The 13,559-nt window shown below is 46.9% G+C and carries 11 protein-coding genes and 1 pseudogene; 7 read left to right on the top strand and 5 right to left on the bottom strand.

The window, feature by feature from the left end:
• From tcyC to RAC86_RS25980, 5 genes and pseudogenes are all read left to right on the top strand, one after another.
• Positions 1–664 (top strand): cystine ABC transporter ATP-binding protein TcyC (gene tcyC, locus RAC86_RS25995; RefSeq protein ID WP_377886174.1); only part of this gene is annotated, 664 nt, incomplete at its 5' end.
• 115 nt (positions 665–779) lie between these two features.
• Positions 780–1,155, top strand: a pseudogene (locus RAC86_RS39445) (response regulator aspartate phosphatase); the annotation flags it as partial.
• A gap of 182 nt (positions 1,156–1,337) precedes the next feature.
• On the top strand, positions 1,338–1,667 hold the full coding sequence (locus RAC86_RS39440) for a hypothetical protein (RefSeq protein ID WP_483861767.1): 330 nt from the start codon (positions 1,338–1,340) through the stop codon (positions 1,665–1,667).
• A gap of 243 nt (positions 1,668–1,910) precedes the next feature.
• Complete coding sequence (locus tag RAC86_RS25985; protein WP_014112627.1) at positions 1,911–2,558, top strand: YczE/YyaS/YitT family protein; 648 nt, start codon at positions 1,911–1,913, stop codon at positions 2,556–2,558.
• Positions 2,559–2,662: 104 nt separating this feature from the next.
• Positions 2,663–3,337, top strand: coding sequence for a 4'-phosphopantetheinyl transferase family protein (locus tag RAC86_RS25980; RefSeq protein ID WP_014112626.1), 675 nt, complete (start codon positions 2,663–2,665; stop codon positions 3,335–3,337).
• Here RAC86_RS25980 and RAC86_RS25975 read toward each other — a convergent pair.
• Positions 3,332–4,666 (bottom strand): aminotransferase-like domain-containing protein, encoded by a 1,335-nt coding sequence (locus RAC86_RS25975; RefSeq protein WP_072565734.1) that lies wholly within the window; start codon positions 4,664–4,666, stop codon positions 3,332–3,334. The genes RAC86_RS25980 and RAC86_RS25975 overlap by 6 nt on opposite strands.
• Positions 4,667–4,789: 123 nt before the next feature.
• Here RAC86_RS25975 and RAC86_RS25970 point away from each other — a divergent pair, with 123 nt between their 5' ends.
• Both RAC86_RS25970 and RAC86_RS25965 read left to right on the top strand, forming a co-directional pair.
• On the top strand, positions 4,790–5,728 hold the full coding sequence (locus tag RAC86_RS25970) for a DMT family transporter (RefSeq protein ID WP_072565733.1): 939 nt from the start codon (positions 4,790–4,792) through the stop codon (positions 5,726–5,728).
• Positions 5,729–5,781: 53 nt separating this feature from the next.
• Entirely contained in the window at positions 5,782–6,339 is a 558-nt protein-coding gene (locus RAC86_RS25965; protein WP_072565732.1) for a YcxB family protein, read from the top strand.
• 14 nt (positions 6,340–6,353) lie between these two features.
• Here the strand turns inward: RAC86_RS25965 and RAC86_RS25960 are convergent, their stop codons facing one another.
• The 4 genes from RAC86_RS25960 to RAC86_RS25945 all read right to left on the bottom strand — a co-directional run.
• On the bottom strand, positions 6,354–7,580 hold the full coding sequence (locus RAC86_RS25960; protein WP_072565731.1) for an MFS transporter: 1,227 nt from the start codon (positions 7,578–7,580) through the stop codon (positions 6,354–6,356).
• 99 nt (positions 7,581–7,679) lie between these two features.
• Positions 7,680–8,408, bottom strand: coding sequence for a surfactin biosynthesis thioesterase SrfAD (gene srfAD, locus RAC86_RS25955; RefSeq protein ID WP_072183602.1), 729 nt, complete (start codon positions 8,406–8,408; stop codon positions 7,680–7,682).
• A gap of 27 nt (positions 8,409–8,435) precedes the next feature.
• A complete protein-coding gene (srfAC, locus tag RAC86_RS25950; protein ID WP_072565730.1) occupies positions 8,436–12,263 on the bottom strand; it encodes a surfactin non-ribosomal peptide synthetase SrfAC in 3,828 nt (1,275 codons plus the stop codon).
• Positions 12,264–12,298: 35 nt separating this feature from the next.
• A partial coding sequence (locus RAC86_RS25945) for a condensation domain-containing protein (RefSeq protein ID WP_377886173.1) occupies positions 12,299–13,559 on the bottom strand: 1,261 nt, incomplete at its 5' end.

Below are 13,559 nucleotides of genomic sequence, written 5' to 3'. Positions count from 1 at the left end.
GAAAGTCATCGCCATACTTGGGCCTTCAGGTTCAGGGAAAACGACGCTGCTCCGCTGCCTGAACGCGCTGGAGATTCCGAATCGCGGGGAGCTTGCATTTGATGATTTCTCCATCGATTTCTCCAAAAAAGTGAAACAGGCAGATATCCTAAAGCTGCGCCGGAAATCCGGAATGGTATTCCAGGCGTATCACCTGTTCCCGCACCGCACAGCCCTTGAAAACGTGATGGAGGGCCCTGTTCAGGTGCAAAAACGGAACAAAGAGGAAGTCAGAAAAGAAGCGATTCAGCTTCTTGAAAAAGTCGGATTGAAGGACAAAATGGATTTATATCCGTTCCAGCTCTCCGGCGGCCAGCAGCAGCGCGTCGGCATCGCCCGTGCATTGGCGATTCAGCCTGAGCTCATGCTGTTTGACGAACCGACCTCAGCGCTTGACCCCGAGCTTGTCGGAGAGGTGCTGAAGGTTATCAAGGATTTGGCCAACGAAGGCTGGACCATGGTCGTCGTAACTCACGAAATCAAATTCGCCCAGGATGTGGCGGATGAAGTCATCTTCATCGACGGCGGCGTAATCGTGGAACAGGGACCGCCGGAGCAAATTTTCTCCGCACCAAAGGAAGAACGGACGCAGCGGTTCTTGAACCGGATTTTGAACCCGCTGTAAAATCTTAAAAAAACCCAAAACGAATGCCGTTTTGGGTTTTTTCTTTTATAAGATCTAGTAATAACTCCTAGAAGTTTGCGGTTTTTTTGCGGACAAGCATCATATTGCAAATGATATGGGGTCAGCAGTACCATCATCACACGTAGGCGTTAAAATTAACGAATGGTATAAGATGATTCGTCAATTTAGTGTACCTGATGCTGAAGTTTTAAAGGCAGAGGTTGAGCTAGAAATAAAGGCAATGGAAGAGGATCAAGATTTACTTCTCTATTATTCTCTTATGTGTTTTCGGTCACCAATTGATGTTAGACTCCTTAGAACCGCCAGAGAAAAAATAAGAGCGACCAAGCATCTCAGAACTGCTTGAGAAAATTGAAAACCGCCAAAAAAGGCTTACTGGTCTTCTTAAATATTATTCATTATTTTTCCATGGAAAGTATGAATTTGATCAAAAAGAATATGTAGAGGCAATCCATTATTATCGAGAAGCTTTACACAAGGCTGAACATTTGAAAGGAAAACAAGCAAATAGGATTACCGGGGTAATCCACCATAACTTAGGACTTGTATCAACAAGAGGTGGAAATCTTACAGATGCTGAGTATTTTTCAGAAGAGCATTAGAAATGAAAGATCACATGAACACAGCTAATAGTATTAGGACATTATATATGATGGCAAATGTGCTTTATCAATCTTCTAAACTGGATGAAGCACATTTATTTTATGAAAAAGCATTAAAACTAGCCTTGCATTGTAATGAAGAAGAATATAAAGCAAAATTAACAATCATTTATTCAATTTATGAAGAGTATAATGAGAAAGAAGTGGAGCGCAGCCTTAAATATTTGGAAAAGAAACGTCTATGGTCTGAATATGCAGAATTAACAGAAAAAATAGGTGACTTTCATTTTGAAACAGGAAATTTTACCGAAGGAAGGAATTTCTTAAAGAGGACTATAAATGCCCAAACTCAAATACTAAAAGTTACGGAGTCGCTATAATAAAAGAACTTATTATCAGCACCGCTTTGATTGGTTTCCTTTTTGCTGGTTTATTAAATGCAGGATCATACGCTAACGAGTCAGACTCATTTCAAGTAGCAGAAAAGGCAATAAATATTTAAACCAAAACAGGGCTGCCACAGGCGCCCTGTTTTTTTGTTGAGCCCCTTTCGCCTATTCCGCCCTTCTGTCAGATGTGCTACAATGACAATCGACTGATTTTTACGAAAGAAGGGACCTCACGTGAAGCAAGAACTTGTTCTGCGCTGGACATTTTATTTTGCCGGTTTGATCATTTTGGCTTTTGGTGTATCCCTGACGATAGAAGGAAAAGCACTCGGCATTAGCCCGTGGGATGCATTTCATTACAGCCTGTTTCAGCACTTCGGGCTTACCGTCGGCCAGTGGTCCATCATTATTGGAGCGCTCATCGTCGGATTAACGTCATTGTTTACGAGGGCTTGGCCAAAAATTGGGGCGATCCTGAATATGGTGCTCATTGGTATATTTATAGATTTTTTCAATTTCATTCTGCCTGCCCCCTCGACCTACACGGGCTCCGTCATCGTCTTCTCTCTCGGTGTGCTCCTGATCGGCTACGGCGTCGGTGTTTATGTATCAGCAGGCCTTGGCGCGGGGCCGCGTGATTCACTGATGATGCTGATTACAGAAAAAACCGGCTGGAATGTGCAATGGGTGCGGAACGGCATGGAAATAACAATTTTATTTGCGGCATGGGGCATGGGCGGCCCGATCGGTTTTGGCACTATTTTGACCGCCATCCTCACCGGACTCATTTTGCGCTTTTCATTGCCCCAGTCAATCCAGCTGCTGAATTATGCTGTGGCAAGGCGGACAGCCGCTGTGAAAGCATCTCCGCCTATACACTAAAACAAAGCCGCCTCGGCTTTGTTTTTTTATTTTCTCCTCTATATGAGTCTTGTTGAAGTATGATAGGATGGTTTTGACAATCTTTTGCAGACGGAGGATCTAGAATGAAGATTTACGGAATGTATATGGACCGCCCGCTTTCACAGGAAGAGACTGAACGGTTAATGTCTTTCATATCGCCTGAAAAACGGGAGAAATGCCGGAGATTTTATCATAAAGAAGATGCTCACCGCACCCTGCTGGGAGATGTGCTCGTTCGCTCAGTCATCAGCGGACAGTATCAGCTGGACAAAGCCGACATCCGCTTCGGCGCGCAGGAATACGGGAAGCCCTGCATCCCTGATCTTCCTAACGCCCATTTCAACATTTCTCACTCTGGCCGCTGGGTCGTTTGTGCGTTTGATTCACAGCCGATTGGCATCGATATTGAAAAAATGAAACCGATCAGCCTTGAGATCGCCAAACGTTTCTTTTCAAAAACAGAGTACAGCGACCTTTTGGCAAAAAATAAGGACGAGCAGACAGACTATTTTTATCATCTATGGTCAATGAAAGAAAGCTTTATCAAACAGGAAGGCAAAGGCTTATCGCTTCCGCTTGATTCCTTTTCAGTGCGCCTGCACCAGGACGGGCAAGTATCCATTGAGCTTCCGGACAGCCATACACCATGCTATATCAAAACCTATGAGGTGGATCCCGCCTACAAAATGGCTGTGTGCGCCGCGCACCACGATTTCCCCGAGGATATCACAATGGTCTCGTACGAAGCGCTTTTATAAGTGGCTCATCAGCAGCTTGACGCCATGCTCAATATCTTCCGTTTTCACATTGGAAATACTGATTTTTAATAGATTTTCTTTCGGATAATCTGATAAATAATGACGGTCTATCGCCTCAAGGAGAACCCCTTGTTTTTTCAGCCTTTGAATCACCCTTGAGGCTGGCAGATCCCGAGGAAGCACCAGATGGGTGTGCATGCAGGGTGCCTGTCCGCTGGAGAACGTAAAGCGGCCGCTTCCCAGCTGCCTATGTGTTTGGATGGCTTGATGAAGCCTCAGTGACCGTTCCTTATAGGAAGCGCGGATCTTCTCCTTATGCCTGCCGTACATGCCGCTTTTCAGATAAATCTCCAACGCTGCTTGAGAAATCATCGAGCAGTCGATGTCGTTCAGCTTTTTGTACGTGTGAAACATGTCAGCCAGCGCATCCGGCAAAACAGCGGCCCCCACGCGAAGGCCGGGGAACATCATTTTCGAGAAGCTTTTCAAATAAATGACATGCGAGGACAGATCATATGCGTACAGCGGATCTGCCTTTTTATTTTCCTCCAAATCACCGAGATAATCATCCTCAACGAGATAGACATCATACATTTCTGCCAGTCTCACAAGCTCTTGTTTATCTCGCTCTGACAAAGAGCAGCCAAGCGGGTTATGGAAGCGCGGCATCGTATAAAAAAATTTGATCGATTCTGTCTGAAACAGCCGCTCGACCTCGGCTATATCTAGCCCCTCTTCTGTTCTTCTCACTCCGATAGCAGGAATCCCAAGCGTCTCAAGCTGTTCAATCATCAAATGATAGCCCGGCTGTTCAATGGCGATCTTCTCTTTCCCATTTGGAAACGGCATTGCACAAAGCAGGGACAACGCCTGCTGAACACCTGATGTGATGAAAATATGCCGTTCATCCGCAAATACCTGCTGATTGGCCAGCAGCTTTCGGAGTACGCGAATGAGTGATGGAAGCCCCTTTGGCGTTCCATAAATAAACAAATCATTTTTGTATGTATCAATCGCTTTGTTGATGCAGTGCTGAAAATCAAGATATGGAAACACATCGGGGTCCGGTGCAGATGTGGCAAAGTCGATGGGGCCCGGCTGCCCGCTTTTTGATTTTCCCGTCTTTTTCACAATATAATAGCCGCTTTTCGGAACCGAGTAGATGAGGTGGCGCTTTTCCAGCTCCTGCAACGCGCGGATCACTGTGCTTTTGCTGACTTGGCAGCGGGCGGACAGCTGACGGATGGACGGGAGCCTGTCTCCTTCTTGATAGGCGTTGCTTTGCATCATCTCCTCTATCCTCGTTAAAAGACTCATATATTTCTCCATGCTTCTCCCCCTGTTTTGTACCGGTACAGTTCATTGTTTTTCTCATTGTACCGTTCTGGTCACAGCCATACAATAAAATAAAGCGACCGGCGCTGCAATTCAGGTAAAGGAGCACCTCCCATTATGGTTAAAAATCAGCAAGCCTCCGCTTATATGGCGGCTATCTTATATTCGTTCATTATCGGTTTATCCTTTCTATTCGTAAAAATCGCACTGCAAACAGCTGAACCGTTTGATATTCTGGCACACCGGTTCACCATTGCGTTTGCTGCGGCCACTGTACCGGTCTTATTCGGCTGGGTAAAGCTATCAATCCGTGTAAAGGACGTCATTGCCATTTTGCCGCTCGCCCTGCTGTATCCGGCATTGTTTTTCAGCTTTCAGACATTCGGCCTTGTGTACTCCTCCTCCTCTGAAGCGGGGATTATTCAGGCAGCGATTCCGATTTTCACGATGGTCCTTGCCGCCTATGTTTTAAAGGAACGCTCGACATGGACGCAGAAGGGTTTTACGGTTTTATCCGTTGCCGGCGTCATGTTTATTTTTGTGATGAAAGGCGTTGACGTGAAATCAGCCAGCTTAAAAGGATCTCTGCTGATCCTGCTGTCCGCTTTGTCCTCCGCGATGTACAATACCGCTGCCAGAAAAATGACCCAGCGGTTCAAGCTGACCGAGCTCACTTACATCATGTCAGCGATCGGCTTTGTCGCCTTCAACGCCATCGCCCTTGTGCGCCACGGAGCGGCTGGAACTGTCGGCACTTATGTTCAGCCATTCCGAGAGCCCGATTTTGTTCTCGCGATTGTATATTTGGGCGTGCTGTCTTCACTCGTCACTTCGTTTTTGTCCAACTATACGCTATCGCGGATTGAGGCGTTTAAAATGAGCGCTTTTAATCATGTGTCTACCATCGTGACGATGATTGCAGGAGTGGTGATTCTAAACGAAAGCCTGGCCTGGTATCATCTTGCCGGAGCGGTTTGTATTATTATTGGCGTGCTGGGGAGCAATACCAATCTGCAGAAAAAGACAAATCGCCATAGGGCCCCTGCAAAAAAATGAGAAATTATGCTAGACTGTTAGGAAAAACATGGTTTGAGGTGTAAGGTTACCGTATGACTCAATATGCTAGTGAAAGTATTAATCTTCCAGGAGAGATTACTTTTAAAGACGTAAGAGAAATCTTTTTTTATCAACTCAGAAAAATCTCATTCTTTTACTTTATATTGTTTTGCGCCATTTTTGCTGCAGTTCATTTCATTAACGGATGGCCCCGTATTGTTTATGGCAGCGAAGCGCTTAACTTGTTTATGAATAGTATTTTCATTATCGTGATGTCTGTTCTGTTTACACTGCTGCTCCTCCTTCTTCTATATGTAAAGTTTTTCAGAGCATACAAGAAGAACGAACGGATCAAATCCAAAAGAACGTATACCCTCAATCAAGAAGGAATCCGTATATGTTCTAAAAAGTATGACCTTATTTTTAATTGGCATGAAATCACGGCTGTTTTCGAATATAAAAATATCTTCGGGATCAATACATCCAGCAGCCAATATATTGCGATACCAAAACATTTTTTTCATTCCAAAGAGGAGATGAACAGATTCCGAGGAATTATCCTTAATCATACCGAAACAAAAAAAGTAAAATTCAAAAAGGATCAGCGCTAACAGTGCTGATCCTTTTATATTGATTGATGCGTTTCTTTTGCCTTCTGTTTATCTAAAAACGGCACCAGCTCTATTCCAGCCGATACACCTACAAACACGATGCACACAACAACAATCAGCAGATAATCATGGGTCATGTCAAAAAACAACCCGCCAGCATACACGCTGAGAGCCCCGGCGATCTGATGAATAAAGAAATTGATGCCTAACAGCGAGCCGATCAATCCTGTATGATAACTTTCTGAAATGGACGCCGCGGTCAGCGGGATCACACCTGTGTAACTGAGCCCGAATAACAGGATAAAACTGAAGTACCAAAGTTCGCTGTGATGGATTCCGAGAATGGGAATGAGCAGGCAAATCAGGCTGAGCAGCCGAATGAAAAATAAGATGGATAACATCATGCTTCTGCTGCCGAGGAGATCTGACAGCCAGCCCGCCAGTAATCCGCCAATGATAATAAACGCCCCGAACGCGGCCATCATTCCGTTGACATGAGAGACATGTGCATCCTTCAGCATCGGAACGAGATGAGCATCAATGATTCCCATTGTAAATCCGCATGTAAACACGCCAAAGTACAGGATATGAATAAGACGAGACTGCTTTACCACGTTCCAAAATCCCCGCCAGTCATAAGATTTTTTCACTGACGGCGCTTGCACATGTGACGGGTGTTTCATCCCGAAGGCAAGGAGCGGCAGCAGAACTGCCGCCATGACGATGCCCAATAGGGTATAGGTGTTTTGCCAGCCGGCATGATACGGAGCCGCGGCCCAAATGGGCGAGAGCAACAGCAGGCCCGCTGAGTTGGCATTGGTCAAAATAGCGAGCGCCAGGCCTTTGTGTGTGTCAAACCAGCGGCTGATGAAATACTGGGTCGTCACGCCGACTGCACACGAATAGCCGATTCCGCCGAGCACTCCGTAAATGGCAGAAAACACATGAACATTCGGTGAATACGGAAGCACCAAAAAGCTTGCACTGATACAAACAGCTCCGAGCGCCATAATTTTTCTGACGCTGAACCGGTCAATAAAAAAACCGACAAAAAACTGAACGATTCCCGTTGTAATCATAAAAATGCTGACTGAAACCGAGATCAGCGACCTATCGGCATGGAAGGTATCCGCCATCGGCAGCATAAAAAATTGAAAGGAATTTCTGAATGAGTTCATTCCGATGGCGAAAACAAACGTAAACAGCAATACAAACCATTTCATCTTGGGAGACGCGTGCATGTTTCGACCTGCCTTTATTTGAGTATTGCGACTATTATATCATGTAAAAATTGACATTCCATACAAAAAAGCGGAACAGCCAGCGCTGTCCGCTTTTGATCACGATTGAATGATCGGATGCTGATTCAATATCGCAAAAATCCGTTCTGCCACTTCTTCCGTATGTGACAGCAGAAACATGTGCCCGCCGGCAAATTCATGGAATGTGATGTCTTTCGCCCACTTCTTCCAGCCTTCCGCATCCCGTATGCATTTTTCATCATCAAGCCCGTTAAAGACATGAACAGGCGATTGGATCGGGCTCAGATCGTGAAGCTCAAATTGTTCGAGGGCCCGGTAATCTGATCGGAAAGAAGGCAAGAAAAAGGACATGACTTCCTTATTTTCAACGAGCTCCGCGGGCATCCCGCCTAATTTGATAATATGATCGAGAAACTGATCATCAGGCAGATGGGACACTTTCTTCCGCTGAATATGCGGCGGCTGTATCGCAGAAATGATAACCGCCTGCGGAAATATGCCTTCCCGCTCCAGCTTTTGCGCCAGCCTGAAGGTGATCATTCCGCCCATACTGTGTCCAAACAGCACAAACGGCCGATCAGGACGAAGGTTCAATTCTTGTTTGTACAAATCGGTCAGCTCTTCGAGATCCTCAATGGCTGACGTTTGATTCGTTCCGTGTCCCGGCGGCTCGGCAGCAAGCATCTCACATTCCCCTTGCAAAAAAGCATGGAGAGGGCGAAACGATGCCGAGTAGCCGCCGGCAAATGGAAAACAGATGAGCTGCGTTTGTTCCGACGCATCAAATGATTTGAAGAGTTGGCTCATTGGCCGTCTCCTCCTTTCACACTTCATTTAGGAAACCGTTATGGTTTGTGTATTAAGAAATTCGAGCAAAATCCCTGCATTCCTATCTAGCGTTTCGCCCTGCAGCATTTCAGCGTGTGTTCCGAAGCCTCTTTTCACACGATAAGCACCTGTTGTTGCATCTTCCCACGATGTAAGCCATTCCGGCATGTCAAAATCAGCGCCAGAAGTCAGCAGATCAATATCCGCTTTCACCTGGCCTGTGCTGATCAGGTTGACGTAGTAAGAGTAGAAAGCGTGTGTTTTTTGCTTGAGGCCTTGTTTGACGGCTTCGCTGTTGAGCGCTTCATTGTCCCGGTTGACATTCATCAACGCTTCAACATCACTCTCAACCGTACGTCCGTCCAGATCACTGACACCTTGTTTTTTATAGGAATCCACCATGATGATCCGCTGAACAATGCGTCCTTGTTCCTCAAGCCTTTTGGCAGCTTCAAACGCCAGGCTGCCCCCCGCTGAATACCCGAACAGTGTCAAAGGCCCTTCCGGCTGAAGCTTCTGAATCAAATCCGCATAGCGGTCAAGCCGGTCTTCCTCCTCAATAAAATCAAAGGCGTACAGCCTGTATGACGGCAGGCGGCTGGACAGATTTTGGTACATAAGGCCATAGCCCAAGACCGGCGGGAATGCGAAAATGATCTGATCCTGATCGGGATTCATTATTGTTACATCCTGCAATCCATCTGAGCCCCCGTTTTTCAAATACGCTGACATACTGGCGATCGTCGGCGCTTCAAACAAAACCTTTACCGGGAGATCAATCCCGAGCTCTTTCTTGATGCGGGAAGCGGCGGTCATTGCCTTCAAGGAGTGCCCACCGAGCACAAAGAAATCATCATGAATGCCGACCTGCTGTCTGCCAAGAACCTCAGACCAGATTTGTGCGATCGTTTCTTCCGTCTCATCTCGTGGCCCGATCCATTCTTCCGCCAGCTGATCCTGATCCGGTTTTGGCAGCAGACGTTTATTGACCTTCCCGTTTGTCGTTAAAGGAAGCTCGTCCAAGAAAGTAAAGGTTTGAGGCACCATGTAAGCAGGAAGCTGTTTTTTCAGGTGCGCCTTTACGCCTTCAGCTGAAAGCTGCGTCCGGCTCACGAGGTAGGCGTTGATTGATGCATCGCCAGACTCATGGCGATCTGCCACCACGACCGCATCTTTCACACCTGGATATTCCTGCAGCTGCTTTTCGATTTCTTCAAGCTCAATCCGGTGTCCGCGTATTTTGACCTGGTCGTCAATCCGGCCAGCATATTCAATCGTTCCGTCCGGCAGCCAGCGTGCTAAGTCCCCTGTGCGGTAAAGCGTTTCTCCCGGTTTGAACGGGTTCGTGATAAACTTTTGTTTCGTCAGGTCATGACGGTTTACATACCCTTTAGATACGCCCATTCCGCTGATGCACAGTTCACCGACCGCCCCGAATGGCTGGAGCTGGTTTTGCTCGTTGAGAATATAAACACTGGCATTGCTGATCGGCTTTCCGATCGGCAATGAGGAGATGGAATCCGGTATATCATGCACGACGTGAGCGGTCGCAAACACCGTTCCCTCAGTCGGCCCGTAGCAGTTAATCAGCTTGCCCGGCCCCATGATTCGCAGCGCTTTTCTGACGTGAGGCACAGACGCACGCTCTCCGCCAAATAACACGCAGCGAAGGCCTCTCATCCAATCCTCTCCCGCATCTATGAGAAGATTGAATAGAGCAGTTGTCGCAAACATGACATTGACATTCTCCTGCTGGATCAAATCTGTGAGCCGTTCTGTATCAAGCAGCGTATGTTCATCTGCGATAATGAGCCTTGCCGCATTTAATATTGAAGCGTAGAAATCAAAGGTAAACGCGTCAAAGGCATAATTCGAAACAGATAAGAACGTATCTTTTTGAGAAAATGCCATGTAGTCTACGTGCTTGACCAATCCTTGAATATTGGCATGAGTGGTGATATTGCCCTTCGGCTTTCCGGTTGTGCCGGACGTGTACATGATATATGCCGGATCATCGGGTTCAATCGCGATTGCTGGGTCGCTTTCCTGATCTGCAAACCGTGTTTGATCATCGATGAAGAGCGTTGTTCCTGTATACGGCAGCTGAGCCGCTTTTTCTTTCATCTCCTGATGTGTCAGCAGACAGGCTGCCGCACTGTCAGTCAGCATATATGAAATTCGGTCCTCAGGCAGCTTTGGATCAACCGGCAGATAAGCCGCTCCTGCCTTTAATACGCCGAGAATGCCGATCACCAGTTCAAGCGAACGCTTCGTGTACAACGCTACAACGGAGCCTTTGCCCACGCCTTGCTTTTGCAATCGGCGTGCAAGGCGGTTTGCTTCCTCATCTAATTCGCGATAGGAAAGCGTCTGGCCGGAATACGCAAGCGCCGGTGCATCCGGATTGACGTTCACCGCTTCCTTGAACCACTCCGTCAGAGGCTTTGCCTCATGAGTTTGAGCCGGCGGGTTTAAGCCAGTAAGCAGAAACGCTCTCTCCTTGTCGTCAACGAGATTGATCGTGCTGACAGGCTGATCCGGCTTTTCGATGAGTTGCTGAATCGATGTGAGAAGCTGAGATTTCAGGCGCAGGATAAACGCCTCATCAAACACATTCTCGTTATAGGCTAGCTTAATCAGCATCTCATCCCCCGGGGAAGCCATCAGGTTAAGATCATAATTCGACTTCTCAAAAACATGTACATCCTCCATATCAAAGCCGTTTTCACTGTTTTCTTCATTTTTTGCATCCTGTAGCGGATAATTTTCAAAGACAATGATATGGTCAATCAGTTTTGGCTGATCGGCCTGTGTTTGGATGTCATAGAGCGGCACATATTGATGCGGCTCAGACTGAAGCGATTGCTCCTGCAGCTGCTTGAGCAAACCGTTAAATGTGATATCCTCAGACAGTTTCACACGTCTTGGGACAACGTTGATAAACAGCCCGACCATATGTTCAACGCCTTTGATTTCCGCGGGACGCCCAGAAACGACTATGCCGAAGGTCAAATCATCAGACTGCTGATAACGGCTGATCAATACGCTCCAGACTGCCTGAAGTGCTGTACTCAAAGTGGTATGCTGCGATTTTGCAAGCTCGGTAAAGGCCTTTGTTTCCGCCTCCGGCAGTGAGAAGAGCAGCTCTTTCGGCTCGTAGCCGTCCGTTTGTTTCTTTCTTTGCTCCGCGAACGTCGTCTGTCCTTCAAAATCCTCTAAGTACTCTCGCCAGTAACGCAGTGATGCTTGTTTATCCTGCTTTTCAAGCCACTTGATATAGTCTTTATACGGTTTGACAGGCGGCAAACTGTACGGCTTTTGTTCGCGCAGGGCATTGTATACCTTGAACAGATCCTGCACGACGATGCCGAAGCACCAGCCGTCCAGAATAATGTGGTGGTAGCTCCACACCCATTCAAAGCTTTCTTCAGCTTTTTTGAAAATGGCTGCCCGCATGGGAATATCCCGCGTCAAATCAAAACCCCTGATCTTATCCTGTTCTTTGTATTTATTGATTTTGGCTGTTTGCTCGCTGTCCGTTAAGTGTGTCAGATCGATTTCTTCTATATGAAACTGCCGTTTTTTCAATACGACTTGGACAGGTCTTTTTACTTTTTCGTGAATGAACACGGTACGAAATACATCGTACCGGTCCATGATCACATTCATGCTTTCTTCAAGACATTTGATATTTAAGCTGCCTTTTACTTTCATCGTGATTTGTTCAAGGTAAAAGCTCTGGCCGGGATTCAGGATGGTATGAAACAGCATCCCTTCCTGCATCGGCGATAGGTAATACATATCTTGAACCTGATCCTTGCTAAATTGACTCATATGCTTCGCTCCCGCCTTCTGTAATTCCCTTGCGTTTATTTTAAATTCTCCTCAAGCATGTCAAAGATATCGCCCATCTCGTCCATTCCAAGGTCTTCAGCACTGAAGTCGCTTGGCGTGAATTCCTTCTCTTCTTTTTCCGTACAATGGCGGATCAGCATCAGGAGATTTTCTTTAAACCGGTCCATTTGCTCCTCGACTGTAGCTCTTTCAAACTCCTTCTCATTGTAGGAGCAAGAAAGCACAAACCGGCTGTTTCTGACCATGCCGCTGAAGCTTAAAGCGTACAGTGCTTCTGATTCCTCGCTTACTTGGCGCCCCATATCGAAAGCGGACGGCTCAAAGAAGTCGGTTTTTACCTCACTGTCGAATTGGCCTAAATAGTTGAAGCTGATCTCTGGCGTGAAGCCCTTTGTTTCCGCTGTTTCTGTGACATAACGGAGAATGCCGTAGCCAACACCTTTGTCCGGAATGCGGCGCAGGTTTTCTTTGACTGTTTTGATCACGGCTGAGGCATCTGCTTCAGACATGTCGAGCACAACAGGGTATTGTGCCGTAAACCAGCCGACCGTTCTGGAGATATTCACATTCGGGATGATGTCCTCCCGTCCGTGTCCCTCCAGGTTAATGCCGATTTTGGCACCGTCTGTCCATTTTTTCATCGTTAAACCGAGCGCGCTGAGAAGAATATCATTGATCTCGGTTCCATATGGCTGATGAACATCCGTTAAGAGATGTTTGGTGTCCTCTTCCGTTAATTCACAAATGACGGATTTTGTATGCTTGACGATCCGCTGCTCTGTTTCGTAGTCCTTCGGCACAGGAGAAACCTGTTCAGCGTCAATTTGCGACCAGTATTCAGCCTGCTGTAAAAGATCTGCTGATTGGCTGAATGCCGCCAGTTCTTCCGCCCAATCCTTGAAGGAATTTGTTTTTTGCGGGAAGACAACGCTCCCTTCCTTTTCAGCCTGCACGTAGCCTGAAGCAAAGTCTTCAAGCAAAATCCGCCATGATACGCCGTCGACCACGAGATGGTGTACAGCGATGAGCAGGTGATCGCCAGCTTCCGTACGGTATTGCTCCGCCTTCAGAAGCGGTCCATTTTGCAGATCGAGACTGCTTTGCAGCCTGTCCGCGAGAATCTTGATCTGGCTTTTCAGCATCTCTTCATCAGTGCCGTACAGATCCACGATTTCGAAGCTGACCTTGCTTTCGCCGATTGGTTTGTATGCTTGAATGATCTCTCCGTCTTCCTCACGGTAGACCATACGGAGCGCGTCATGATGTTCGATCAGC

This window comes from Bacillus sp. LR_5, assembly GCF_042709275.1.
The sequence above is the reverse complement of the archived record's forward strand: the minus strand, read 5'-3'. Positions and strand labels throughout refer to the sequence as shown.

Bases quoted from the DNA above. Each gene is read 5' to 3' on its own strand.
- RAC86_RS25980 (WP_014112626.1), top strand. From the start codon at position 2,663: ATGAAGATTTACGGAATGTATATGGACCGCCCGCTTTCACAGGAAGAG.
- srfAD (WP_072183602.1), bottom strand. From the start codon at position 8,408: ATGAGCCAACTCTTCAAATCATTTGATGCGTCGGAACAAACGCAGCTC.
- RAC86_RS39440 (WP_483861767.1), top strand. From the start codon at position 1,338: ATGGCAAATGTGCTTTATCAATCTTCTAAACTGGATGAAGCACATTTA.
- RAC86_RS25965 (WP_072565732.1), top strand. From the start codon at position 5,782: ATGACTCAATATGCTAGTGAAAGTATTAATCTTCCAGGAGAGATTACT.
- RAC86_RS25970 (WP_072565733.1), top strand. From the start codon at position 4,790: ATGGTTAAAAATCAGCAAGCCTCCGCTTATATGGCGGCTATCTTATAT.
- RAC86_RS25960 (WP_072565731.1), bottom strand. From the start codon at position 7,580: ATGCACGCGTCTCCCAAGATGAAATGGTTTGTATTGCTGTTTACGTTT.
- RAC86_RS25975 (WP_072565734.1), bottom strand. From the start codon at position 4,666: ATGGAGAAATATATGAGTCTTTTAACGAGGATAGAGGAGATGATGCAA.
- srfAC (WP_072565730.1), bottom strand. From the start codon at position 12,263: ATGAGTCAATTTAGCAAGGATCAGGTTCAAGATATGTATTACCTATCG.